The 25,615-nt window shown below is 29.9% G+C and carries 30 protein-coding genes; 14 read left to right on the top strand and 16 right to left on the bottom strand.

The annotated features are described in order from the left end of the window. Positions 1-117 precede the first annotated feature (117 nt). A complete protein-coding gene (locus tag B2217_RS07795) occupies positions 118-456 on the bottom strand; it encodes a hypothetical protein (RefSeq protein WP_180906674.1) in 339 nt (112 codons plus the stop codon). Between the two features lie 155 nt (positions 457-611). Here B2217_RS07795 and B2217_RS07800 point away from each other — a divergent pair, with 155 nt between their 5' ends. Beyond that, positions 612-1,586 (top strand): bile acid:sodium symporter family protein, encoded by a 975-nt coding sequence (locus B2217_RS07800; protein WP_180906673.1) that lies wholly within the window; start codon positions 612-614, stop codon positions 1,584-1,586. 85 nt (positions 1,587-1,671) lie between these two features. Beyond that, the gene (locus B2217_RS07805) at positions 1,672-2,658 is read left to right on the top strand and encodes a DUF3810 family protein (RefSeq protein WP_180906672.1); all 987 of its coding nucleotides are present in this window, start codon (positions 1,672-1,674) and stop codon (positions 2,656-2,658) included. Between the two features lie 32 nt (positions 2,659-2,690). On the opposite strand, the gene B2217_RS07810 is transcribed toward B2217_RS07805, so the two are convergent. Then, positions 2,691-3,359, bottom strand: a complete 669-nt coding sequence (locus tag B2217_RS07810) for a head GIN domain-containing protein (protein WP_038331627.1) — start codon at positions 3,357-3,359, stop codon at positions 2,691-2,693. Positions 3,360-3,447: 88 nt separating this feature from the next. After that, complete coding sequence (gene pepT / locus B2217_RS07815; protein WP_115000674.1) at positions 3,448-4,689, bottom strand: peptidase T; 1,242 nt, start codon at positions 4,687-4,689, stop codon at positions 3,448-3,450. A 64-nt stretch (positions 4,690-4,753) separates the two neighbouring features. On the opposite strand from pepT, the gene B2217_RS07820 reads away from it, so the two are divergent. Together B2217_RS07820 and B2217_RS07825 are read left to right on the top strand one after the other, a co-directional pair. Then, positions 4,754-5,620 carry a hydroxymethylglutaryl-CoA lyase gene (locus B2217_RS07820; protein WP_115000675.1) on the top strand — a complete coding sequence of 289 codons (867 nt, stop codon included), beginning with the start codon at positions 4,754-4,756 and terminating at the stop codon, positions 5,618-5,620. 136 nt (positions 5,621-5,756) lie between these two features. Beyond that, entirely contained in the window at positions 5,757-7,127 is a 1,371-nt protein-coding gene (locus B2217_RS07825) for a peptidylprolyl isomerase (RefSeq protein ID WP_244958045.1), read from the top strand. Positions 7,128-7,185: 58 nt separating this feature from the next. Here B2217_RS07825 and B2217_RS07830 read toward each other — a convergent pair whose 3' ends face one another. Beyond that, positions 7,186-7,728, bottom strand: a complete 543-nt coding sequence (locus B2217_RS07830; protein ID WP_038331617.1) for a lipocalin family protein — start codon at positions 7,726-7,728, stop codon at positions 7,186-7,188. 125 nt (positions 7,729-7,853) lie between these two features. Here B2217_RS07830 and B2217_RS07835 point away from each other — a divergent pair, with 125 nt between their 5' ends. The 4 genes from B2217_RS07835 to B2217_RS07850 are packed head-to-tail and all read left to right on the top strand — an operon-like array spanning position 7,854 to position 10,098. Further along, positions 7,854-8,126, top strand: a complete 273-nt coding sequence (locus B2217_RS07835; protein WP_038331614.1) for a DUF2089 family protein — start codon at positions 7,854-7,856, stop codon at positions 8,124-8,126. After that, entirely contained in the window at positions 8,119-8,598 is a 480-nt protein-coding gene (locus B2217_RS07840; protein WP_291122268.1) for a PH domain-containing protein, read from the top strand. The genes B2217_RS07835 and B2217_RS07840 overlap by 8 nt, the downstream gene beginning before the upstream one ends. Continuing rightward, positions 8,579-9,175 (top strand): hypothetical protein, encoded by a 597-nt coding sequence (locus B2217_RS07845; RefSeq protein WP_180906669.1) that lies wholly within the window; start codon positions 8,579-8,581, stop codon positions 9,173-9,175. The genes B2217_RS07840 and B2217_RS07845 overlap by 20 nt, the downstream gene beginning before the upstream one ends. Next, positions 9,172-10,098: an alpha/beta hydrolase gene (locus B2217_RS07850; RefSeq protein ID WP_180906668.1), complete on the top strand. Its 927-nt coding sequence runs from the start codon at positions 9,172-9,174 to the stop codon at positions 10,096-10,098. The genes B2217_RS07845 and B2217_RS07850 overlap by 4 nt, the downstream gene beginning before the upstream one ends. A gap of 44 nt (positions 10,099-10,142) precedes the next feature. Here the strand turns inward: B2217_RS07850 and B2217_RS07855 are convergent, their stop codons facing one another. The 9 genes from B2217_RS07855 to B2217_RS07895 all read right to left on the bottom strand — a co-directional run bounded on the left by B2217_RS07855 (position 10,143) and on the right by B2217_RS07895 (position 16,521). After that, positions 10,143-10,589: a hypothetical protein gene (locus tag B2217_RS07855; RefSeq protein ID WP_286485171.1), complete on the bottom strand. Its 447-nt coding sequence runs from the start codon at positions 10,587-10,589 to the stop codon at positions 10,143-10,145. A gap of 291 nt (positions 10,590-10,880) precedes the next feature. After that, complete coding sequence (locus B2217_RS07860; protein WP_038331196.1) at positions 10,881-11,108, bottom strand: hypothetical protein; 228 nt, start codon at positions 11,106-11,108, stop codon at positions 10,881-10,883. A 48-nt stretch (positions 11,109-11,156) separates the two neighbouring features. Beyond that, on the bottom strand, positions 11,157-11,501 hold the full coding sequence (locus tag B2217_RS07865) for an arsenate reductase family protein (RefSeq protein WP_180906666.1): 345 nt from the start codon (positions 11,499-11,501) through the stop codon (positions 11,157-11,159). A 96-nt stretch (positions 11,502-11,597) separates the two neighbouring features. Continuing rightward, positions 11,598-12,287 carry a hypothetical protein gene (locus B2217_RS07870; RefSeq protein WP_291122271.1) on the bottom strand — a complete coding sequence of 230 codons (690 nt, stop codon included), beginning with the start codon at positions 12,285-12,287 and terminating at the stop codon, positions 11,598-11,600. Positions 12,288-12,673: 386 nt separating this feature from the next. Continuing rightward, the gene (locus tag B2217_RS07875) at positions 12,674-13,093 is read right to left on the bottom strand and encodes a hypothetical protein (RefSeq protein ID WP_180906664.1); all 420 of its coding nucleotides are present in this window, start codon (positions 13,091-13,093) and stop codon (positions 12,674-12,676) included. A gap of 123 nt (positions 13,094-13,216) precedes the next feature. Further along, entirely contained in the window at positions 13,217-13,720 is a 504-nt protein-coding gene (locus tag B2217_RS07880; RefSeq protein ID WP_180906663.1) for an endonuclease V, read from the bottom strand. Next, positions 13,721-14,569: a hypothetical protein gene (locus B2217_RS07885; RefSeq protein ID WP_180906662.1), complete on the bottom strand. Its 849-nt coding sequence runs from the start codon at positions 14,567-14,569 to the stop codon at positions 13,721-13,723. Between the two features lie 184 nt (positions 14,570-14,753). After that, positions 14,754-15,317, bottom strand: coding sequence for a hypothetical protein (locus B2217_RS07890; protein WP_180906661.1), 564 nt, complete (start codon positions 15,315-15,317; stop codon positions 14,754-14,756). A gap of 379 nt (positions 15,318-15,696) precedes the next feature. Continuing rightward, on the bottom strand, positions 15,697-16,521 hold the full coding sequence (locus B2217_RS07895; RefSeq protein WP_291122273.1) for a hypothetical protein: 825 nt from the start codon (positions 16,519-16,521) through the stop codon (positions 15,697-15,699). A gap of 444 nt (positions 16,522-16,965) precedes the next feature. Between B2217_RS07895 and B2217_RS07900 the strand changes: the two genes are divergently transcribed. Then, the gene (locus B2217_RS07900; protein WP_180906658.1) at positions 16,966-17,607 is read left to right on the top strand and encodes a DUF6266 family protein; all 642 of its coding nucleotides are present in this window, start codon (positions 16,966-16,968) and stop codon (positions 17,605-17,607) included. 364 nt (positions 17,608-17,971) lie between these two features. On the opposite strand, the gene B2217_RS07905 is transcribed toward B2217_RS07900, so the two are convergent. Then, positions 17,972-18,466, bottom strand: a complete 495-nt coding sequence (locus tag B2217_RS07905) for a hypothetical protein (protein WP_180906657.1) — start codon at positions 18,464-18,466, stop codon at positions 17,972-17,974. Positions 18,467-18,857: 391 nt separating this feature from the next. Between B2217_RS07905 and B2217_RS07910 the strand changes: the two genes are divergently transcribed. Genes B2217_RS07910 through B2217_RS07930 form a run of 5 tightly spaced genes read left to right on the top strand, consistent with a single transcriptional unit; the run spans position 18,858 to position 23,753 of the window. Further along, positions 18,858-19,265, top strand: a complete 408-nt coding sequence (locus B2217_RS07910) for a DUF6146 family protein (protein WP_221627904.1) — start codon at positions 18,858-18,860, stop codon at positions 19,263-19,265. Positions 19,266-19,298: 33 nt separating this feature from the next. Then, entirely contained in the window at positions 19,299-19,697 is a 399-nt protein-coding gene (locus B2217_RS07915; RefSeq protein WP_280046510.1) for a hypothetical protein, read from the top strand. Positions 19,698-19,723: 26 nt separating this feature from the next. Next, a complete protein-coding gene (prfB, locus tag B2217_RS07920; protein ID WP_280046509.1) occupies positions 19,724-20,824 on the top strand; it encodes a peptide chain release factor 2 in 1,101 nt (366 codons plus the stop codon). A 20-nt stretch (positions 20,825-20,844) separates the two neighbouring features. Next, positions 20,845-22,212: a Trk system potassium transporter TrkA gene (gene trkA / locus B2217_RS07925; RefSeq protein ID WP_115000923.1), complete on the top strand. Its 1,368-nt coding sequence runs from the start codon at positions 20,845-20,847 to the stop codon at positions 22,210-22,212. Next, positions 22,212-23,753 carry a TrkH family potassium uptake protein gene (locus tag B2217_RS07930; RefSeq protein WP_280046507.1) on the top strand — a complete coding sequence of 514 codons (1,542 nt, stop codon included), beginning with the start codon at positions 22,212-22,214 and terminating at the stop codon, positions 23,751-23,753. Before trkA ends, B2217_RS07930 begins: the two co-directional genes overlap by 1 nt. Here B2217_RS07930 and B2217_RS07935 read toward each other — a convergent pair. Next, positions 23,750-24,724 (bottom strand): glycosyltransferase family protein, encoded by a 975-nt coding sequence (locus B2217_RS07935; protein WP_180906654.1) that lies wholly within the window; start codon positions 24,722-24,724, stop codon positions 23,750-23,752. The two genes, B2217_RS07930 and B2217_RS07935, sit on opposite strands and share 4 nt — an antisense overlap. Next, positions 24,725-25,549, bottom strand: a complete 825-nt coding sequence (locus B2217_RS07940; RefSeq protein ID WP_180906653.1) for a UDP-2,3-diacylglucosamine diphosphatase — start codon at positions 25,547-25,549, stop codon at positions 24,725-24,727. Positions 25,550-25,615 lie beyond the last annotated feature (66 nt).

Below are 25,615 nucleotides of genomic sequence, written 5' to 3' on the forward strand. Positions count from 1 at the left end.
TTAATTACCACAGAAATTAGTCATATAAAATATAACGAATAAAAAAGAATAGATTTAGTTAAAATATAAAAGCGCATCAACATGTTGACGCGCTTTTTTCAATAAAAAAATAAAAATTTATTCCTGAAATAATAAATAATTTTCTTCGTTTAACTCTTGGTATCCAACATCGTACACATAAAAAATCGTGCCGTTTTTTGATTCATCTACATTTGTAATGTACTTAAAATCAAAGTTTCTCAAACTCAATTCGGTTTTATTTACCGAACGAATTCCTTCATCTAATAAAGTTTTCAATATACGATTATTCTTTCTTAATCTGTTATTAATATTACGAACAATTTCAACTTTATCTCGATTAAGATTATTATTATAAGAATTACGACAAAAATCATTGCAGAACTTTTTGTCTTTTCGACCAAATAGTGTTTGGTTGCACTGTAGGCATGTATTCATAAGTTAGTTTTAAGGTATGTAAGTACAAATATAAAAAAAAGTTATTGAATTTACAAATAGTTAACGTTATACAGTTACTGTGTTTAAGTAAAGTCATAAATATTTAATAAATGTTTATAATCTTATTTATTATTTTTGTTTAAATTTTATTGATTTTGAAAATTTTAAACAAATTACCCGACCCTTTTATTCTATTTTTATTTCTAGCCATTGTTGTTGCCTATTTTTTCCCTGATATTAGTTTGTGGTCTTACAAAGATTTTAATCTGAACACAGTAATTGATATTGGCGTTATTCTAGTATTCTTTTTTTATGGGTTAAAACTTAATTGGAAAGAAGTTTTCAAGGATTTAGCAAATTGGAAAATGCATGTCTTGATTCAATCTATTACATTTATCTTTTTCCCATTATTAGTCTTGTGTTTTTATCCGTTGGTAAAAAGTTACCCAGTTTATTTTACACTTTATGTCGCAATATTTTATTTAGCCGCGTTACCAAGTACCGTTTCTTCGTCAGTTGTAATGGTTTCGATTGCAAAAGGAAACATACCAAGTGCTATTTTTAATGCAAGTATTTCTGGATTAATAGGTATTGTTGTTACACCACTTTGGATGAGTTTGTTTTTATCAAAAAATAATGGTGAATTTGATTTATTAGCTACTTTTTTGGATTTGGTTCTTAAAATTATTTTACCTGTTTTTGTTGGCGCACTTTTACAACCTTATTTAGGATTCTTTTATAATAAATATAAAAAGCAATTCGGGAATTTAGATAAACTTACCATTGTACTTATTGTTTACAACAGTTTTAGTCATACTTTTTTAGATGGATTATTTACAAAATTAGGCGTTCTTCCGTTGTTGGCTGTTTTCATAATTGTAGTTGCGTTGTTCTTTTTCTTTTTTAATCTTTCAAAATGGATTGCTAAGAAAATGAATTTTAATCGAGAAGATGATATCACCATTCAATTTTGTTCGACAAAAAAATCATTGGTTCATGGCTCGGTAATTGCAGCAGTTATTTTCACGGGAGATATCGGTATTTATTTGATTCCGATTATGCTTTACCACACTTTTCAGTTAATTTATATCAGTTATATCGCCAATCAATATGCTAAAGAAGTTGAATAAAACTTATCGAAGTATCCTTATCTTTCTATTTCAAATTATTTTATTTTCGGTACTATTTTCAATAGAAAGCGTTGAAGATTTTATCGTGAATCATCTTACATTTCCAATTTCAGGATTTATTGCAAAAATCACGAATTCAGTTCATTTTCCTGTTGGAGAATTATTTTATTTAATCATTGGAATAATCGGCTTTGTACTGATTTTTAAATTGATTCGAAGTTTTTTTAAATCAAAAGAAAAAGTTTCGCATTCAATTTATTACATTATGATTTTTGTAAATTGTATTTACTTTATTTACACGTTTGCTTGGGGCGTGATGTACAAAAAAGAAACATTAACAATTGACAAAGAAAAAATCGTTATTCAACCTAAAATTCTGAAAGAAATCTATTGCTACGAACTTGATAAAGCAATATCAGCAAGAAATTTAATCGAACACAATGATTCGACAACCACTATAAAATTCAAATCAGATTTAGAAGAATATAACCAAGAGTTTTTTGCTTTACAATCTCAAGTAAAAAATGTAAAATGGTTGAAAAATTATCGATTATTAAGTGATACACATTACAAATTATCTTGGATTTCGGAAATGCAAAATTATATGGGAATTTTGGGATACTATAATCCTTTTACGGTAGAAGCAAATCTGAATCGATACAATACAAATTTAAAACAACCTGCTACACTTTTTCACGAATATGGGCATCAAATGGGATTTGCATCAGAAAGTGAAGCTAATTTTTTGGCTTATTATTTAGGCACAAAATCTAAAAATCCTGAAATTAATTATTCAGTTTATTACAAAAGTATTTACACACTTTTAGGCGCTATTTACAAATCTGATCCGTATTTTGTAAAAATGGAATTGGATAATATGCATTCTAAAATAAAGCAAGACAGAAAAGCCGAATTAAAACATTATTTGAAATATGAAGGCGCTACGAGCGATACTTTTTCTGAATTAAATAATCAGTTTTTGAAGGCAAATAACCAAGAAGGAACGATAAGTTATAGCAAATATGTCGAATTGATTTACTTGTTATATCAAACAAAAAAAGCAACGAATTAATCGTTGCTTTTCTATTATTGTTAAAGTTCTAATTATTTAAAATTAATTTTTCCGCCAGCTAATTTTTTCTGATTACGCTGCGTAGGATTACCATAAATATCAATCACTCCACCTGCTCTAGTTTTTGCATCTACAGATTTCTCTGCTCTCGCTTCTATTACTCCTCCAGCATTTGTTGTTAAACTTGCTGTATCAGAATTTAATGTTTTCGAATAATATTTTCCTCCAGAATTTGCAATTACAGTCTGAAATTCAGTATCACCAGTTAAAATTACTTCTGCACCAGAATTTATTTTGACTTCTAATTTTGAGGTTTCGATTGGTAATTTGATAGATGAACCTTCGTTAGATGTCAAATACAATGCTTGTGATTTTACGACATCATCAGAATAAATACGAGAACCTTGACTTGCCTGAATTTCGTATAACGATTTGTAATAAACCTTAACCGTTGCTTCTCCTCCTTGCATCAATTTGGTTCCTGTCATTTTCAATTTCAGTTCACCTTTGTTATTTTCAACTTGAACATCGCTCGCATTAACTCCATCTATTTTTACTAAGTTTTCGTTCGAAGAAATTAACTCAACCGGAATTTTATCATAAACTTTTAAGATATTAAAATCTCCAACATTTATCTCTTCTTGCGCAAACGCAAAAGTTGAACAAAATATAGCGGCTGCTGACAATACGATATTTTTCATAAAAAAAGTTTTCTAATTTGATTTGAAATTACACAAAATTTAAACCAAAAAAGAAAACTTAAGTTATTTTTAAGATATATTGTAAGAATTATTTCGCTCCTTCAGCTGTTAATTCTGCAATACGTACAATAATTTCTGTCGCTTTTTCCATAGATTCTACTGGAACATATTCGTAAGGTCCGTGGAAATTGTGACCTCCAGCAAAGATATTAGGACAAGGTAATCCCATAAAAGATAAACGAGCTCCGTCTGTACCACCACGAATTGGTTTGATATTTGGCGTAACTCCACAATCTTTCAAAGCTTGTTCTGCGATTTCAACTGATTGAAATTTCTCTTTTACTTTCTCAATCATATTAAAATATTGATCAGAAACTTCTGCTGTAATTACTTCATGATCAAAACGCTCTTGAATATCAGCAGCAATTTGTAAAAATAAAGCTTTACGCGCTTCATATTGCTCCATATCGTGATCACGGATAATGTACACCATTTTTGCTTCAGATACATTTCCTGTAATTTTAGCTAAATGGAAAAATCCTTCGCGACCATCAGTTAATTCAGGAACTTCGTCGTTTGGTAATTGTGCAGCAAACTCCATTGCAATATTAGATGCATTAATCATCTTATCTTTCGCATAACCTGGGTGAACAGATTTACCTTTGATTGTAACAATACCAGATGCAGCATTAAAGTTTTCGTACTCTAATTCTCCAATTTCAGAACCATCCATTGTATACCCCCATTCAGCTCCAAATTTCTCTACATTAAAAAAATCTGCTCCACGACCAACTTCTTCGTCAGGTGTAAATCCAATAGCGATACGTCCATGTTTAATTTCTGGATGAGCAATCAAATATTCTGCAGCTGTTACAATTTCAGCAACACCAGCTTTATCATCAGCACCTAATAATGTTGTACCATCAGTTGTAATGATTGTTTGACCTTTATATTGAGATAATTCAGGGAATTCGTTTGGTGATAAAATCATTGATTCGTTCAATTTGATATCTCCACCATCGTAATTTTCCCAAATTTGAGGTTGTACATTTTCTCCAGAAAAATCTGGCGATGTATCCATATGAGAAACAAAACCAATAGTAGGCACTTCGTGATCAACTGTAGAAGGAACATATCCAAAAACATACCCGTTTTCATCTATTGAAACATCTTCTAAACCGATTTGTTTTAACTCTTCAACCAAATAATTTGCTAAATCCCATTGACGGTCTGTACTTGGAAATTTATCTAAAAAAGCTTCACTTTCAGTGTAAGTTTTAACATATTTCAAAAAGCGTGTTACCAACTTTTCTCTCCATTCTGTTTGCATTGCGTTTTAATTTTTGTCAAAATTACTAAATTATCTACCTTTAAGGCGCAAATAAACCAAAAAAATGAGTGAGCTAACTTTTAAAATTATTGAATGTCCACGTGATGCGATGCAAGGACGCAAAGATTTTATACCAACTGACAAGAAAATTGATTACTTAAATCGTTTATTGACTGTTGGTTTTGAAGCGATAGATTGTGGAAGTTTTGTTTCGCCAAAAGCGATTCCACAGATGGCGGATACGAAAGAAGTTTTAGATAATATTGATAAAACCAATTCAAAATCGAAATTGTCTGTTGTTGTTGCCAATAAAAGTGGCGCAATAAAAGCTGCTGAACACGAAAAAGTTGATATTATTGGATTTCCTTTTTCTATTTCAGAGAATTTTCAGCAATTCAACACGAATAAAAGTCGTGAAGAAGCATTTGAAATGGTGAAAGAAATCAACCAAATTGCAAATGATAATGGTAAACATATGTTAATTTATTTATCGATGGCGTTTGGAAATCCTTATGGAGAAACTTGGAATGAAGAAATCGTAAAAGAATGGTCGAAAAAAATGGCTGATATCGGAATTTCTTCAATCAATTTATCAGATACAATTGGCGTTGCAGACGAAAAAACAATTGTTGATTTGTTTCAAAATTTGATTCCTCATTATCCAGAAATTGAATTTGGTGCACATTTTCATACCGTTTATACCGAATGGCATTCTAAAGTACAAGCCGCTTATGATAATGGTTGTCGTCGTTTTGATGGTGCTATAAAAGGTTTGGGCGGTTGTCCAATGTCAAAAAGTGATATGGTCGGAAATATGCCAACCGAAAAGTTAATTAGTTTCGCAAATGAGCACAAAGAAAAACATGGTTTGAATCTTTTTGATTTCGAATCTGCTTGGAATGTTTCTTTGCGTACATTTGGCTTAGTTTAATCTTAACAATAAACTAAAAAATCAATTCTTTTGTTAAAGGAAATTAAAATATGTTGGACTTTAACAAAAAAAGTTAAATTTGCTCATCGGTAAGTTTTTTTATCGAGCTTAGAATATTAAAATGAAATTAAAGTATATGAAATTTAAATCGAGTATGATGTTGCTAATTGCAGCATTATTTACGGTAAATACTTTTGCACAAACAGCAAAACCAACACCAAAACGTCTTGCTAAAGTAGATGGTATAGCTGCTGTTGTCGGAGATCAGATTGTTTTAGAGTCTGATGTAGATCGAGATTATTTAATGTCAAAACAACAAGGGATGCAAGTCGAAGACAAATGTGATTTCCTAAACGACATTATGTTAGACAAAATGTTGGTTGATCGTGCAAAACAAGATACTTTAATCAAAGTGACACAAGATGAGGTAACTCGTCAATTAAATAGCCAAATCGAAGGTTGGATTGCTCAAGCTGGAGGAGAAAAACAAATTTTAGACTATTTCGGATTCCGTACAATGGCGGAAATGAAAAACGAAACTAAATATATCGTTGAAGATAATATTTATGCGCGTAACAAAAGAGAAATGGTTGTAAAAGGTGCTGATGCAACACCAGAAGAAGTTCGTATGTTTTTCGAAAAACACCAAGGTGAATTACCAGACGTGAAAGACGAAGTTTCGATTAGCCATATTGTAACTTATCCTGAAGTTTCACAAGAAAATCAACAAAAGATTATCGATCAATTAAAAGAAATCAAAAAAGAAATTGAAGAAGGTGCCTCTTTTGCAACGAAAGCAATTTTATATTCAGAAGATCCAGGTTCCGCAAGTAACGGAGGTGAATACAAAAAAGTTTCTCGTGGTAAAATGGTAAAAGAGTTTGATGCGGTTGCGTTTAACTTACAAGAAGGTGAAATTTCTGATCCATTCAAAACTGATTTTGGATATCATATTATTAAGTTAGAAAAACGTCGTGGACAAGAATTAGATTTGCGTCATATCTTGATTACGTTGAAACCAACGGAAGAAGAAATAAAAAAGGCTTATAATAAATTAGATTCGATTCGAGTTTTAATTAACGACGGAAAAATGACATTTAAAGATGCTGCATTAAGATTTTCTGATGATAAATACACAAAATTTAACTCAGGAAATATCATGAACCAAAATTCTGGTGACGATCGTTTCGAGAAAATGGCTTTACCTCTACCAATGTTTACAGCGATTGCAACATTGAATGAAGGAGATATTTCTCAAGTTTTCGAAGATGATTTTGATAACAGAAAAGCTTTAAGAATCTTAAAAATCAATAAATTTTATCCAGAGCATAAAATCAATTACCAAGATGATTACTATAGAATTCAAAAATTTGCAGTTCAAGATAAAGAACGTACATTGTTGATGGATTGGGTAAAACGTCAAGTTGGTGATGCTTACATTAAAATTGGAAAAGAATACCAAAGTTGTAATTTCCCGATCGATTGGGAAAAGAAAAACCAAAAATAATAGAACAAAAAACCTCGAGAATTTCTCGAGGTTTTTTTATGTCTAAAAATAAATAATCTTATTTCGCAATCGGAACTTGAGAAGGCCAAATTAATTTACTTGGATCAAACCCTACTTTCTTTGCCGAATCAGAAAATCTGTCTTTTACCTTATCCGAAATCTCTTTCTTACGTGATAGAATCCATAACTTTTTATAATCTTCACTTGCAACTAATACATTATTGTAATCTTTATCAAAATCGATAACATATAATTTCTTTGCAAAAATTGGTAAAAACGTAGTCGAGAACAACCCAACATTTTCGATGTCTTGCGTTGCAATTCCTTCAATCTTTTCCCACCCTTTTTTCTTTGCATTATATCCTCGCACAATTACTTCTAACTGTCCATTTTCTTCGTTCAAATTAAAACGATGCGTCACATTTGTTTGTCCTTTTTGCGCTTTATTTTCTAAACGTGCAATTTCGTACCAACGTCCTAAAAATCCACCTAAATCAAAATTTTGAGCAGGTTTGTATTTTACATTTTTCTTATTGTGATTAACGATATATGCTGTTGTCCCTAACGCCAATGCTGCAAGGGCTAATTTCTTAAAATTCATTTTACTAAAACTTAGGTTGCAAATGTATCAATAATATTAAAGTTGAAAAAATATGATTTTACATTTTGAATTAATTAAAGTTTTATTTAATTTTATTAAAACTAATTTTAATATTATTTAATCAAATGAAAAAACTTCCTGTTATATGCCCCAGCTGTGCCGAAGAATTAGCGGTCGAAAAATTAATTTGCAACCATTGCGAAACACAAGTTGTAGGAAACTATGAACTTCCTTTATTTCTGAAACTTACAAATGAAGAACAAGCATTTATTATGCAATTCTTTGTCAACTCAGGAAGTTTAAAAGACATGGCAAAAGAATTTGAAGTCAGCTATCCAACCATGCGAAATAAAGTAGATGATTTGATTAATAAAATAAAAACAATGTCTGATGAATAAAGAATTTTCAGCATCGATGTCGCTTTTTTTCAAGGTTACAACTACAATTTTAATCATATTAATAATCTTAATTGGAGGAATATTGTTTAAAGAAACAGAAGTATATGTTGCGGTGATTTATGCAATCATTATTTATCCATTGTTTGCGTATTATTATTTAATCTCATTAAATAAAATTAAAGTTGATTTGAATAATATTTATTTTATTTCAAAAATTAAAACGAATATTATTCCGATAAATGAAGTAAAAATTATTACAAGAAAATCTCAAAATAATTTGATTATTATAGGTGCACGAGGCATTTATGGATTGATGGGAATTTCTATGGATAATTATCGATGCAATATAAAAAATCGTACAAAACTTATTGCGATAGAATTAGAAAATGTAAAATATTTGGTGAGCTGCGACGAGCCTGATGAATTTGTTAACACAATAAATACACTAAAAAATGATAAAGAAACTCCTTAATCCATTTGCATATTTCGATGAAAAAATCTTGTTCATTATTGGGCTATTTTCCCATTTCTTTTTCACATACATCGCTAAAATAACGGAATCTTTTTTCCCTGATTTTTTAAGCATCAAGAAAAATGGAATTTCTTATTCTTATCTCGATTTGTTGTATCAAAACACAAGAAATTTAGCAATTGCAATCCTCCTATTTTACATTTTAGGAAAAATCATCAATAACAGAACACGAATTATAGACATTGTAAACGTCGTTCTAATCTCAAGAATCGCTTATTACATTGTATTCATCACCGATTTTATTCCAATTGTAAACAAAAGTATGGACAAGGTTTTGAAAGGAATTACAGCAAATAATCTCGAAGTTTTGCACGAAGCTTCTACAATGATTGTCATTGTAATTGTAGCTTTTATCGCAATATTTTTCTTGTGTATGATGTTCTATTATTTATACATCGGTTTCAAAACGGTTACAAACATGAAAAGCATCAAACAAGTTCTTGCTTTCATTGCTGTCTTATTATTCATCATTATTTCAACCTCAATATTATCATTATTAATACCACAAAAAATATGAAAAAAGTTTTATTTGTTTTTATAATTATTTGTTCTACAGTTTTTGGTCAATCAACAAATAATTTCACAGAATCAGATATTCAACTTAACGAAAATCAAATTAAATTATTTGGAACATTATGTTTACCTCAAAACGTAAAATCTAAAACAACAATTGTTTTATTAATTTCTGGCTCTGGACCAACGGATAGAAATGGAAATAATAATATGATGATTAATAACTCTTTGAAATATTTAGCTCATAGTTTAGCTGAAAAAGGAATTGCATCTATTCGCTATGACAAAAGAGGAATTGGAGAAAGTTCTATTGCTAATTTGGACGAATCTAAACTTACATTTGATGATTACGTTGAAGACGCAAGTAATTGGGTAACTTTCTTAAAAAAAGATAAAAGATTTAGTTCTATTTCAATAGCTGGACATAGCGAAGGTTCATTAATTGGAATGCTTGCTTCAACAAAAAATGTCGACAAATTCATCTCAGTTTCTGGTCCTGGAGAACCTATCGACCAAATACTTAAGAAACAATTAACTCAACTTCCTGAAAAATTAAAAACTGAATCGTATGCTATTATAGATTCTTTGAAAAATGGAAATACTGTAAATAATATTAATCCTAATTTATCAGCATTATTTCGTAAAAGTGTACAACCTTATTTAATTTCTTGGATTAAATATAATCCTGTAAATGAAATCAATAAATTAACTATTCCTTTTTTAGTGATTCAAGGTGATATGGATATACAAGTTGATACGGACAATGCTAAAAACCTTTCTCCTAAATCTGCTGTTATTATCAAAGGGATGAATCACGTTTTAAAAAACGTTACTTCAAAAGATGATTTATCTTCTTACAATAACCCAAAACTTCCAATAAATACAGAATTAGTCGAAGTCATTTCTAATTTTATCTTCAAAAAATAATCATAAAAGACAAAGCAAATTGCTTTGTCTTTTATAGTTAGTGACTAACAAGCAGTTCCTCCTTCAAAGTTTATAGTTGTAGTTTCTTTATCCGATTTTCGAGTGATTGTCATTGTTCCATTAGCTAAAGCTGAATCAGATTCAATATTTTGTTCTCCAATTTTTGCATGAATTTCGATTATATAATCATCATTTTCTAAACGCAACGTATATCCATTGTCATTTTCAGTAGATTTGGTATCATCATTTTTAGAAGAAAAAACTTCTCTTTTTCCATTAATCGAAATATAATTTACCCAAGTTAACTCGTCTTTAGAGCTTGTTTGTAAATAGATTTCGTCTTTCATTTTACTTCCTTTTTTATAATATTCAGTCACACAACCTACTCCATAATCTGATTCGGAAACCGAAAGTTTATCAACTACAATTTCTTTATTTGAAGGAGTTTTAAGATTAGTTTTGAGCTCTTTTTTCTCGCAAGAGTTCAACATTAGAATTGCAAAAGTTAAAACGAAACATTTTATTAGTTTATACATAATTAGTTTATTAAAAATTATCTCTTTGATTGTTATTTCTTGATCTACATCAATTTAAAAAATCAATTGTATTTCTAAATTTACAATTCTTATTTGTGATTCGTAACAAAAGAGTTTAAAGATTATACAGATTTTTCATAGTATAAGGTTGGTTAGTTTTTTTAACAAAGAGCAGAAGAAATTTTGCTCTTTGTTTTGTATAGTACTAATAATAACAAAAATCCGAGTTGTTGGCTCGGATTTTTGTTATTTATTCTCTAAAACAGTTTCATTCTCTGCTTCAACTTTCTTCTCATATTTTTTTCGGATATACTCTGCTGCCAACGTCACAGCAATCCCTCCAATTATTCCATAAATAGACCTTTTTCCTAGAAATTTAGCAACAGTGACGCCTGTTGTAGCTGCAGTTGTTAAAAGACCTATTTTAGTTCCTTTCTCGGTGTGATTTTTTGTTAATGCTTCTAAAATTTTCATAGCTTTTTATGTTTAGTTTTAGAAATACTAACAATTATCAAACCAATTTTATTTAATAAAATCTACTACTAATTCTTTTGGACGACCTACTACTCCACTTTTTTCATCAGTTACAATCGGGCGTTGAATCAATTTTGGATATTCGACCAAAGCATTCAAAACTTCATCATCAGAAAGTTCTTTTCCTTTGAAATTTGCTTTCCAATCTTCCTCATTTGTACGCACAATATCAATCGGTTTTAAATTTAGTTTAGTCAAAATTTCCTTCAATTCATTTTTCGTTAAAGGTTCTTTCAAATATTCTCTTACTACAAAATCTTTTCCAGATTCTTCTAAAACTTTCATCGCATCTCTGCTTTTCCCACAGCGGGAATTATGTAATATTGTGTACATTTTAATTATCTTTTTTAAAAAAATAAAGTTAATAAAATAAGATTTACAAGTAAGTATCATTAGAAAAAAACAGATAAAAGCTATCAATAAAGTTTTCTAATCATTAAAATCTTTATCTTCTATTCTTAATACTTGTGGATAATTTCCTGCTCCTTTTATTGGTTCGAGAATATAACTTGCTCTTTGAGATTTTGTAGAGGAAACAGTTCTGTAAAAATCAATAGGTTGAAAGAAGTTCTTCGCAAGATAAAATCTTTTTGTAACAATTCCTTTTTCAAGAATTCGATAATCATTATTTTGATAATGATTCATATTTGTAGTTCCTTGACTTATTAATAACGGAAAAATAGTTGTATTCTCTGTATTAATCGTAATATCACAAGGATAGAGTCTTATAAATGAATGATTGTAGGTAAAAGATTTTCCAATATTATTAATCACTACATCACGAACATCTCCAAAATAATCTTGTGTTAAAATTGGAGCTCCAGTAATACTTAATCTATATTCTCTACCTGCACCTGTTGTATAAAACGTTTTCTCGTACTTTCCTTCAGAATTTGTAAATACAGAATCAACAATTTTCACAAATTCACCCATTCCCATTACGCCTCCTTTTTTATATTCATTCACGAGAATTCTAACATTTACAAAAGGTTTATTTTCTTCGTCTGTTATTTCTCCACTTATTTTAGTCGCTATTCCAGCTTTCAAATTGTATTTATTATCATCATCTTCACATGAGAAACAAATAATAAATAAGGTAAGTAAAAGTAATTTTTTCATCAGAATGTATATGTTTTAAATATGTAATAAAAATAATAGAAAAATATCAAAAACAACATTGGACAAATGTTACAAATAGTTTAATTTTCTATTATTCCTCTGAGTTCATCGAAGTATAATTACTTGTTTTACAAAATATTATATTTAGGTAAAACATTATAAGACACTATTTTTATCAAACATTTTTGACTGTTCTCTTTTAAAAGTTAAAACTAATTTGTTTCAAGAAACTAAACAAAATCTATTTCATTCAACAACAACTAATATACACAAATTAAAATACTCGCAACAACCTATAAAAAAAGCTCTTATCAAAGAGCTTTTTGAGTTATTTTTCTTTTAAATAGTTATTTAACAATTTGAAAAAAATTATAATAGCAGTTTTATTAATAATTATCAGCTAGAAAATAAATCTTAGACTTATTCTTTATACATTCTTCACAAAACTTCATCAAATATTCATATTCTTTCCTTACTAAGTTTAATTCTTCATTTTTTTTATCAATCGTAGTTAAATGATTTAAAAACTCATGTATATTTTCAATTAAAACTTCAGAATATACTGCCCATTCCTCATTTTCTCCTACATAATCCCTATCAAAGTATTTATATAGTAAACTATTTGTATTTAAACTTCTAAATTTTTCCCAATGATAATCCACAATATTATTAAACTGATTTGTTGACATTATTATTTTACGCAAGGTTTTATTATTACTATCTTTTTCAGTAAAAATAACTTTACCCAATCCAAATGCAAAACTACGTTGCCAATCAGATAAAAAATTAATTCTATTATTCTCCATTATTAATAAATTTATTCTAGGACGAAACTATTTTAAAAAAAACTATTAACTCTATCATAATAAGTAATGGTGTACAGATTCTCAATTATAATTCATATTAATAATCGATTCTAAACAACATTTTTATATTTCTTTCGTCAATTTATCAAGTTCTTTTAATAATGTTGGGAATCTATATTCTCCAGACATTTTTGAAATGTTTTCCTTTGCTTCCTCAATATCAATTCCAATCGAAGTTATATAAAGTGGTTTCATACTTTTCCCTCTCAATAGTTCTACTTTATTTTCTTTGTTAGACGCAAAGTTTGTTTTTGCCACCCCAATAACGGGGATTTTTCTATTTAGACTTTCGTATAAATGCCCACCTAAACCATATGTATCAAAGTCATCTAAAAAAACGTATCCATCAATTACAATTGCTTTAATAAAATCTAAGTCGAAGTTTTTCAACATACTTAATATACAAGGCAATTCTCTTTTATAGAATTCTCCAGGAATGTATTCTTCTGATATTTCTAATTCTTGGGAATAATGTTTTGAATAATTAGAATCTTCCCAATTATTGAATGTAATTGCAATTGTTTTAGCCTTGTTATCGTAGTAATATGTATCAACAGCTACAAACATTTACGAAAGCCATTTTTTAAATTTTGAGAAAAGGTTTCTATTTTCATTGTTGTTAAATTTTTCATTTTTTTTATTTATTTCTTCAACTAACTGTTGATCAGAAACATTTTCATTGATGTGAACTCTTTTAGGTTCATCTGTTTTAGTATTTGTAATTTTTTCTAATAACTCTTTAGCTTTCTTATAAACTTTAATTTCATTCTCATTTCTGTCATCAACTTGTGTTATTTCTGGAAATAATTCACTACTTAATTTTACAGATTCAGATTCAAAATCGTTCATCACTCCTTGATAAATATTTTTTGACATCTGGATTTCATTAATTTGTTCATAACTAATTCCCATTTGTAGCATATCATTTCCAAATTCTGCTTTAGTAATTTGATTGAAAATAGCTTGAGAAACTCTTGTTTTTGCAGCAGCAATATTTGCTTTTGGTACTAAATAGTTCTCATCCATAGAATTGTAAAACTCCTGCATTGAATTTCTAAGACGTGCATCAATTTTGAAATTTGATATTTCCGAAAGATATACACCTTTACTCATTGCCGTATTGGACAATAAATGAATAAACTCACCTGTTTTATAACCTAAAAAAACCAAAACAGTAGAAAACATCATTGCTTCCATTTGTAAATCAGCTTCAACCAATGTTTTGAAAATCTCTACACCTTCAATAAATTCCTCTTGGTATTTATCAGATTCAAAATCAATATTTTCGTAGTCATCAATTAAATTATCTTTTAAAACATTAACAAATAATTCGTGAATTTTAAATCTCGATTCAGAATAATTTTGAATTATTTCTTCAGTTTTATTTTCTTTGATAAGTTTGATTATTTCAGTCATTTGTTATAAAATTATAATTACAGGTTTATAAATCTAATAGTTATGTAAACATTTTTCTTGTACAACGAAATTCGTGTATTTAACCTTTGATACATTTAACAAATTCACTCTCTCGTTTCGGATATCGGTTTTTGGTTTTTAGTTATTAATGAAATCTAGTTTGAGTTTAGCTATAGTCGTTATTTTATTCTTTCATAAATTCTTCCAAAGATCTATTTTGAGAGTCATAAATTAAAGTAAGATTTAGAGCAAATGCTGGTTGTGTTATATCTATACTCCAATTTTTATTTGTAATATTTAAACTTTTATTTAATTGGTCTATAAAATAAAACCAACCTAGAGTTTCTTCATTTACTTTATATACATTATTATCTGTAATAATTTCAACAACAATTAAATCTGTTGTTAGTAAATCTTTTTTATAAGCAATAATTGACTTAATTTTCTTCCATTGAATCAATTCTGGATTTTCCATTTTATCAATATAAAATCCGTCACCATAAAATTCAAAAACTCCTTCATCATTAAAAAAATCGTAAAAGTTTTGTTTATACAGTTCTTCTTTTTCATTATAGTTCATTAAAATTCTTGTAGTAGGAAAAATTATTTTTAAGATTCCAAGAATTAATCCTATAATTCCAAATATTAAAATTATCCAATTTAAAAATCTTGAATCTTTATTTATAAAATAAAATCCCAAAAAGCTAATGAATATTGAACCAAACAAGAGTTTATATGATTCTTTCACGATATTGTTTTTACGTTACAGCAAATATGACGAAACTTGGTTCTTCTAAAATATAATAAACCTTATGATTAACCAAAACTAAGTAACATCTTTTTCTTTTTAAATTTAATAAATTAAAATAACGATTGCCACTTTGCCTTTACTTGCCATTGCTCCAAACTTATATTAGTGGCTGGCTATTTTATTTACTTGATTTAATAATTCTGATAAATTATCGTATTTAAAATAATTATGAATAATATTTTTCTCATCTCGTTCATTTAGTTGTCACTAACATAATAGTCCACGAAATTGAATACAAAAATTTAATAAATAATCACAATCAAACCCTTTATTGTAAAACTACAACTCTATAAATTCCCCTCTAATTTCGCTTACGTTATTTCAGAACTTTTACCTCTCCATTTACATATTCATAATCCCAACTAGATTCTGAAATATTTAGAGTAGGTTTCCCTTCTTCGTCATATTCTCTTGTTTGCGTTTTACGGAAGTTATTTTTAGACAAAGATTTATAATACAAGTCTGTAAAAACACCTAAGTTTTGAAATGGGTTTTGCGATTGATCATAATTAGAGAAAGTGGTTACTTTGCGCTCTTTCTTCTTGTAGTTAATATATGGAGGGACACCTTCATCATAAAAATCATAGTCAGCATCTCTGTAAACCAAACTATCTAAATTTCCCTTTGCATTAAAGTGAAAATCTCTACGACTTCTTAAATCATTTGTGTAATAATGGTCGGTCACCAGAAAATCGATGTATTTTATCTGGTTGTTTTCATAAGTATAAACATATTTTTCTGTATAGTTTGGTCTTGCCTTGTAAGTTAAAGTAGCCTCAGAAATTTGTTGACCATTCAACGTATATACGTGTGTATCATTTGGATATTGATACCAATCTAATTTAGAAAACTTAGTTAGACTTGCAGTTTTATCTGTGTAGCTAATATTAGTTTCCAATGATTTAGAAAACTTGTAAACGTAGCTTGTATACGGATCTATAATATACCATTCACCAATTCGTTTGGTTACTTTATTGTTTTGATATTCAAATTTTATTGTATCATATCCATTTACAGTAGCTATAAAATAACCTTTTGGATAGGCAGTAAACGAATTATTTTCAACAGGTGTAATGATATCATCTTCATTATTGCACGACCATAATAAAATAAGTGGTAATAAGTAAAGGAATTTTTTCATCGTGTTATTTTTGTTCAGATTATTCAAGATAAATATTGAGTTTATTTCTTTCCCAAATATACCAAAAAAACATAATTAAACCCATTATTGTAAAAACTACAACTCTACAAGTTTCCTCCCACTTTCCTCCCACTTTCATCCGTGTTTTCTTCGACCGTTCTTCGACGAGAATGCCGTTTTTCCGAAGTTTCGTCGAACAATGGTCGAACGATGGTCGAACAAGCTAAAAATCGATCAAAAACACGAATCTTATCTACCTATGATGAATAGAGGTTTAGCGAGGATTTTATTTTGCTATAATACTATTATTGAATAAAAAGCAACCGGACAAAAGTGGACAAATGTGGACAGAACCGGACAAATGTGGACACAAAATTGGGTTTTTGTAAATGTTGTTGTTTCTGTTGCTAACTTTATGAATATTAATCATAAAAACTTGCAATTATGGCAGAAATTAAAAAAGGAATCCTTGGTGGATTCTCAGGAAAAGTGGGAACTGTAGTAGGGGTTAATTGGCGCGGTAAGGACATTATCCGCAGTTTACCAAAAAAATCGAAAAGGCGACCAACTGATTTGCAACTGATGCAACAGATCAAATTCAAGCAAGTGATTGGTTTCTTGCAACCAATTCGTCCTATTCTTAATCTGTATTTTGGGAATAGAGTTGGGCTAAAATCGCGCTACAACATTGCGACGTCTTATACGCTGAGCAATGCATTGGAAATGGTGAATGATTTGCCTGTTATTGTGTTGGAGCGTGTGTTGGTATCAAAAGGTGATCTGGTTGGCTTTTTGCAACCTACGATAGATACGGCTGGTGGGGATACTTTCCAAATGAATTGGGAAGATAATTCTGGGCAAGGTAATGCGCAACCTTCGGATCTTGTGAATGTTATTTGCTATTGTGAAGAACTAAATTCGTTTGAAGTATTTCAAAGTATTGAGACTCGTAATTCTATGATTATAGATATTGCTTTACCAACGTATTACAATGGCAAAAAAGTGAATTTTTGGGCATTTCTGAATAGTGAAACAAAGACGATGGCGAGTACCAGTATCTACCTTGGCGAGCATACAGTTGTGTAAGCTTAGTTGTGAAATGCAGTTCGTTGATTGGAGTAATTTTTCGGTACAATACTCTGATTAACGACGTAAAAGAGTGAAGAAAAATTGTATCGGAAATAGAATTTTATAGATGTTGTTCAAATTTATTTTAACCACATAGAAACATAGTTTTTGCAATGATGACTTGTAAAGATTAGTTGAAAATACAAATAGATAAGCAACTAATTTCAACAGAAAATCATTTGGTTCTATGTTTCTATGTGGTTATTTTTTTGGGAATATATCATAGAGACGGATAAATATTTACACTTTCTCTACTTAATATTTAATCCCGCATTTTGTCATTACTATGATAGGCAACGTTTTTATTTTATTAACCAACTTTTTAACTTATCGTAAAATTTTTTTTTTTGTTATCTCGTAAGTTTACCTTATTTTCTTCAGAAGTATTTTTGTTTAAATTAGAATCTAATGAGTTAATATTTTTCTCATAATTTTCATTTTGTGATGAATGTTTATGATTTATTAAATATAATTCTTCATAAGATTGAAAGTCAAACTCAATTTTTCCTTGAGACGGAAAATAAATTTTTGCATTGTATTCTTTCGTTGCAAAATCACATATTTCAACCGCCAAATCATTGACTTTTTTATAATAGTCTTTGATATTATTTGGAATAAATGTTACATATCCTATATATTTTTTCTCTAAAATATTATTTTCATTTTTAAAGTACCCATAGCAACACAATGTTGCTGAATCTCCATAACTACTAATATCATAATCCCATAAAAATTCAATAATTTTAGGAATTTCTCCAAAAGATAGAATTCGCTTTTCAAAAATCTCTACACTAATTAATATCCAATAATTGTTCATAAAATATAGCCTAACATTGTTTTTTCACGAAATCAAGTTTCGTATCATTATACTCAAATATAATTATTTTATTGATAGTTAAAAGCTTAGTATTTGAAATTATTAATAAAAAAACCGTTGTATATTTTGATAATTTTATCAATGAAAACCGTCAATTCGAGTGAAATTCTTTTAGAATTTTGTATCGAGAATAAGGTTTTAAAAGATAAAATTCTATTCTCGATACAATTTTTATTCATTTCATTTCTAAAAATCACTCGAATTGACGAATTTTTATTCAAGATGCGCAACGGATTAATAAAAATAGAAAATCTTCAAAACTTTCAATCATCAAACTAAATAGAATCAAGCTTCTCATTAATTTTCAGTATATTTAATTAAATTAAAGATTATGAAAAAGCTATTTTTATTCATCAGCGTTTCTCTCCTATTTTTTGCTTGTACAACCAATCAATCCACACAAAATTCAGTTCCGAATAAAGATGAGAATTCATTAAAATTCGAGCCGAATGAAGATGGAGATTATGATATTGTTGTATTTGATCCTCAATATGATATTTATTTAAAAACAACTGCATTACCCAAAGAATATTATTCGAAAGAATATTACGAACAAAAAAATCGCCAATATGTGATGATTTGGAATCAACGACATATGCAACCTATGACATATAATCCTGATTTGTATGCGGTGAGTATAGATTTGGATCCTTCTATTGACTATGGTTATGATTTTGAATACAAATTATTTAACTTTTTTCGATTTATTGAACATAAATATCGTGTCAGAATTAGATAATATCGTTTATTTTTGCAAGCTAATTTCAGAAAGATGAACGATTTTTCAATCAAAATATACAATCAAATCATTGAAGCAATTCCAGATTTCATAGGGCTTCACAAGAAAGATACCGAATTATTAGAATTTCATATCGAGAATGAATACAAATCGACTTTTGGAGATCTTTATATTCAGACTTCGGATGATGATAAGATTTGGATCAAATCTTCTTTTCCTTTTACAACTTACGAAGTAGATTCTGTGGAGGAACTTTTGTATATTTTAGAAGGTTTATTGTTCAACCAATTATTCTGGGTAATTAGTTATGATGAGGGCGATTGGGACGATACTTTTTTGATGCTGAAAGACCAAGAAATTAAAACGGAAGAAGGTTTTACTTATAAAATTCTTTCTTGGAACGGAAAAGATGATAAAGTGATTAATGCTTAACCTCCTATTTTTATACATTTGCAATTATGTTTAACAACGAATTACTAAAAGACATCCAAAAACGTACACAAGATTTGCACGAATATTTGGAAATCGAACAAAAAGAAATCGAAGTTCAAAATGAAGAAGAACATGCTGCTTCTCCTGAATTTTGGAATAACCCGAAAGAAGCCGAAGCTTTTATGAAAGTTTTGCGTGGTAAAAAGAAATGGATCGATGAATACCAAACTATTGCAAATGCAGTAAATGATGTCGAAGTTTTAGTAGAATTTAACCGAGAAGGTGAAGTAAGTGACGAAGAAGTAATGGAACAATATACTGTTGTTGCTAAGCTTTTAGAAGATATAGAATTCAAGAATATGCTTTCAGAAGAAGGAGATAATCTTGGTGCAATTCTTCAAATTACTGCTGGAGCTGGAGGTACAGAATCTTGTGACTGGGCTTCTATGTTGATGCGTATGTATTTGATGTGGGCCGAAAAACATGATTATAAAGTAAAAGAATTAAACTATCAAGCGGGTGATGTTGCAGGTGTAAAAACAGTGACATTAGAAGTGGATGGCGAATTTGCTTTTGGTTATCTAAAAGGAGAAAATGGTGTGCATCGTTTGGTGCGTATTTCCCCTTTTGATAGTAATGCAAAGCGTCACACAAGTTTCGTTTCGGTTTATGTTTCGCCAATTGTGGATGATACAATCGAGATTGAAATCAATCCTGCAGATATCGAATTGCAAACGTCTCGTTCTGGTGGAGCTGGAGGACAAAATGTAAATAAGGTAGAAACGAAAGTTCAATTAACACACAAACCTACAGGAATTGTAGTTGTTTGTCAGGTTGAACGTTCTCAGTTAGCCAATCGTGAGCGTGCAATGGAGATGTTAAAATCTGAATTGTACAAGATTGAGTTAGAGAAAAAAATGGCTGCACGTAATGAGATTGAAGCAAATAAGATGAAAATTGAATGGGGTTCTCAAATTCGTAATTATGTGATGCATCCATACAAATTGGTAAAAGACGTCAGAACAGGAACTGAAACAGGTAATGTGGATGCTGTAATGAACGGTGATATAGACGAATTCTTGAAATCGTTCCTAATGTTAATGGGACAAAAAGAAACGTCAAAATAGTTTTATCCTAAATTTCTTTCATGAAAATATTAATCGGAGGCGCTGGAGAAGTTGGTTTTCATTTGGCTAAATTGCTTTCTAATGAAATGAATGACATCGTCATCATGGACATGGACAAGGACAAATTGTTGATGATCGAAAACTCGTTAGATGTAATGGCTTATCGTGGTGATATAACTTCTTTCAAGGCTTTGCGCGAAGTTGGAATTGATGATACAGATATTTTTATATCGGTCACTCATCTTCAAAACACAAACCTTACTAGTGCTTCGATTGCGAAAGATTTAGGGGCAAAACGTACATTAGCTCGAATTTCGAATCCTGAATTTCTTTACAAAGAAAATCAATTTTGGGTGCAAGGAATGGGAATTGATGCATTAATTAGCCCTGAGAAATTAGCGGCTGATGAGATTTATTCACTTGTTCAACAATCTGCTTTCAATGCGATGCATCCCTTTGCAAATGGTCAACTTTTTATGGTTGGAACTGTTTTGGATGCGGATTGCAAGATTTTGGACAAGCAATACAAAGACATGTATTTGACGACAAAAGGTGGTGAAGACAATCTTTTGATGCCAATTGCAATTATCCGTAGCAACGAACGCGGCGAATATCAAACCATTATTCCTGAAGCTGATACTGAATTTAGAATAGACGATCACGTTTATTTTATTGTAAAAAAAGCTGGAATTTTAGAAGTTTATAAAATCCTAGGAAAAAAACAAGAGTATTTCAAAAATGTAATTGTTTTGGGAGGAGGAAGTATTGGTGTCAAAGTTGCCAAACTTTTAAAAGATAACAAGCACAACGTTAAGTTATTAGAAATCAATCGAAACAAAGCTTTTGATTTAGCTGATGATTTAAATAACATTTTGATTATCAATGGTGATGGTCGAGATGGAGAATTGTTATTGGAAGAAGGTATTTCTGATTCAGATGCTTTTATTGCTGTGACAGGAAGTTCGGAAACGAATATTATGTCGTGTCTTTTAGCAAAATCAAAAGGTGTTAAAAAAACAATTGCTTTGGTCGAAAATATCGACTATATTCATCTTAGTCAAGAAGTTGGAATTAACGCTTTTATCAATAAAAAACTCTTAACCGCAGATAGTATTTTCCGTTATATTCGACAAGGTTCTGTGATGGATGTAACAGGAATTTCTGATTTAGATGCCGAAGTTTTAGAATTCCGTATTCACGAAAATTCTGAAATCGCATTCAAAAAAGTAAGCGATTTTCCATTTAAAGAAGGTGCTATTATTGCTGGAATTGTTCGTAGAAATGATGGATTTATTCCAACCAAAGATTTCATTATCGAACCAAAAGATCATGTTGTTGTTTTTAGTCAAGCGAATTTAATTCCAAAAGTGACCAAATATTTTAAATAATGAAATCACTTAACATCAAAGTAATCCTGAATCTTTCGGGTGTTTTATTACTATTAAATGCGCTCTTTATGTTTATTGCAACATGTGTCAGCATTTATTTTAATGATCATCTACTCTACCCTTTTTTAGTTTCGGGGAGTTTAGTGGGATTGTCGGGAGCTGCAATGATGTATTTTACGCGTGACAGAAGAAAACACATCAACAAACGCGAAGGTTATATCGTGGTTTGTGTCGGATGGCTTTTCTTGATTCTTTCGGGATGTTTGCCATATGTTACGTCGTTAATATTTTTACCAAACGATCATATCATCAATGAGAATTTCAGTTTTGTGAACATTGTTTACGAAACCGTTTCTGGTTATACAGCGACTGGAACATCGATTTATGATGATGTAGAAAGTCTCCCAAAAAGCATATTGTTTTGGCGAAGTACAACCAATTGGATTGGTGGTATGGGAATTATCGTTTTGACGATTGCGATTTTACCGTTTCTTGGAATTGGTGGTCGACAACTTTTTATGGCAGAAGCGCCTGGAATTTATACGGATAAAATTCACCCTCGAATTACAGAAACAGCGAAAAACCTTTGGTTAGTTTATTTAGGATTAACTGCTTTTTTTGCATTGTTGCTTTATTTTGGTGGAATGAATTTATTTGATGCTGCAAACCATTCGATGAGTGTGATTGCAACCGCAGGTTTTTCTACTAAAAATGAAGGTTTGATGTATTGGAATAACAATGTTTTTATTCAATATGTACTAATCGTGATGATGTTTTTGGGCGGAACAAACTTCGCTTTGATTTATTTATTGATTAAAGGACAATTCAAAAAAGTGTGGAAAAATGAGGAATTTCGCTGGTGGGTTGGCTTACTTGCTGTCGTTACATTTATCGTTTTTGTCGTATTATTTTTTAATATTTACCCTAGCTATTCCGTCGAAACTTATTCCTGGTTTAACTTCGAACATTCATTCAGAAGCTCATTATTCCACGTCGTTTCTATCGCATCTACAACCGCTTTGGCAATGGAAGATTACACAAGTTGGTTAACCGTAACCACACTTATTTTCTTCTCTTTGTTCTTCATCGGAGGTTCGGCAGGTTCTACATCTGGAGGAATTACAGTTATCAGACACGTCATTTTATTAAAAAATAGTTGGATCGAATTTAAGCGTATTTTACATCCAAACGCAATTATTCCAGTTCGTTACAACAATCGTTCGCTGAATCAATCTATTGTTTTCCACGTCATGGCATTCTTTGTTATGTTTATGTTTACATGGATTGTGAGTTCTATTTTGTTTGCGCTTTTGAATTATGGTATAACAATGAGTTTCCAAGATATTTTGGCCTCTTTAACATTAACTGCTTCCACTTTAGGAAACGTAGGTCCGGGAATTGGCGAATTTGGTCCGGGTACCTCAATGAATTCTTTAACGGATAGTGCAAAATTATTATGTTGTTTTTTAATGGTTTTAGGTCGATTAGAGCTTTATACAATCTTAATTTTATTTACGCCTGCTTTCTGGAAAAATAATTAATGAGAAGCTTCTAAAATTACTTTCTGAATGATTTCTTCAGTTTGATCTGGGAAATCTTTCTCAATAATTTTATTCGAATCCACCCAACGTTGCAATTGTTCGACATTCAAATCATACGAATAATCAACGCCAATCATTTTTAAAGCCTCGCAGTTACACAATTGTTCGTATTGACCTTTGATCGGAATCACAAAAAGTTTCTTTTGAAGATAAATACTTTCAGCAGGCAATTCGAAACCAGCACCACACAAAACTCCTTTACAATTTTCTAAAGTTTTGGTAAAAAGGCGTTCATCAATTGGATAAATTTCAACATTAAATTGACGCATAACTTCTTTCACAAAAGGTGAAAAAACTTTCCATTTTGAATCTTTAATAAATGATAATTTCTCCATAATTTCAGTTGGATGAAAACTTGGTAAATACACCAAATAATAATCTTTTTGTTTTGGATGCAATGCTCTAATTTTATCTCGAATGATAGGTAAAAAAATAGCATCATTATATTCTTCGAAATGAAAACCGTAATGCTTAGAAGTTGGTGCGTAATATTTCAAAATCGTCTCACCTGTTTTATTTTTTACTTTTGGCGTTTCATCAAATAAAAGCGAAGCTTGATGACTCAAACCAACAATATTTATCTTTTTCTTTCGTGCTGCATGTGCTGTAATTGGTTCAAAATCATTAATAATCAAATCATATTTTTCAATTGGAAAATGATTCACTTCATTCCAAAAAGATTTAAAACTATTCTCCTTAAAAATTCGTTTATACGAAACTTTTCCCATCTGATTATAAAATAATGACAATCCATTGTGATGTTTGAATTGATAATTTTCAAGTTGTAATTGCGAATTAGAACCGCTTACAAAAACATCCAAATCTCCATATTCTTCAAGGATTGGTAACATTTTTTGCGCACGAGCCAAATGTCCATTTCCCGTTCCTTGTAAAGCATATAAAATTTTCATTTACTTCTTATTGAGAATTGAAACAATCAGTTCATCCAACGAATAATTGAACTCGATTTCTTCTAAATTTTGCATCAAAGTATGTTTGTGTTCTTCAAAATAAAACACTGACCAATTTCCGTCGACACATTCTAAAGCCGATAAATTCTCAATCCAATCTCCCGAATTCATATACACACAAGTTCCTTTATCCGTTTTTACTTTTCGCAATTGTGGCTGATGAATATGTCCACAAACCACGTAATCATATTCATTTTCGATCGCTAATTCAGCAGCAGTTTGTTCAAAATCATTGATATGCTTCACCGCTTTTTTAACTGAGTTTTTAATCTTTTGAGACAGTGAATAACGTTCCCTTCCAAAAAACTCTAAACATTTATTGATAAAATAATTCAACTGAATTAATTTATCATAACCCCAACCTCCTAATTTCGCAATCCATTTCGAATGTTGAATTGAGGCATCAAACACATCTCCATGAAAAATCCATGCGACTTTATCATTTTGTTTCAACATATATTTATCCGTTAAAAGAATATTCCCAAAACGCATTGTCGTAAATTTACGCAACAGTTCATCATGATTTCCAGTGATATAAACGATTGGAATTCCTTGTTCAGATAAATTCAATAAATAACTAATGATTTGAAGATGCGTTTCTGGAAAATAACTTTTCTTGAAATTCCAAATATCCACAATATCACCATTGAGAATAATTTTTTTTGGATTGATTGACTGTAAGTAAGCCAACAATTCTTGTGCTTTGCAACCAAAAGTTCCTAAATGCACATCCGAAATAACAACAACATCAAGATTACGCTTCATTGATTTTTATTTAAATTTCGAAATCAAATATTACTTAAACGTTTTTTTAATCTTATGAAATCTTTA

Source organism: Empedobacter sp. UBA7620, from assembly GCF_002484185.1.
In the GTDB taxonomy this organism is placed as follows: Bacteria; Bacteroidota; Bacteroidia; order Flavobacteriales; family Weeksellaceae; genus Empedobacter; species Empedobacter falsenii_C.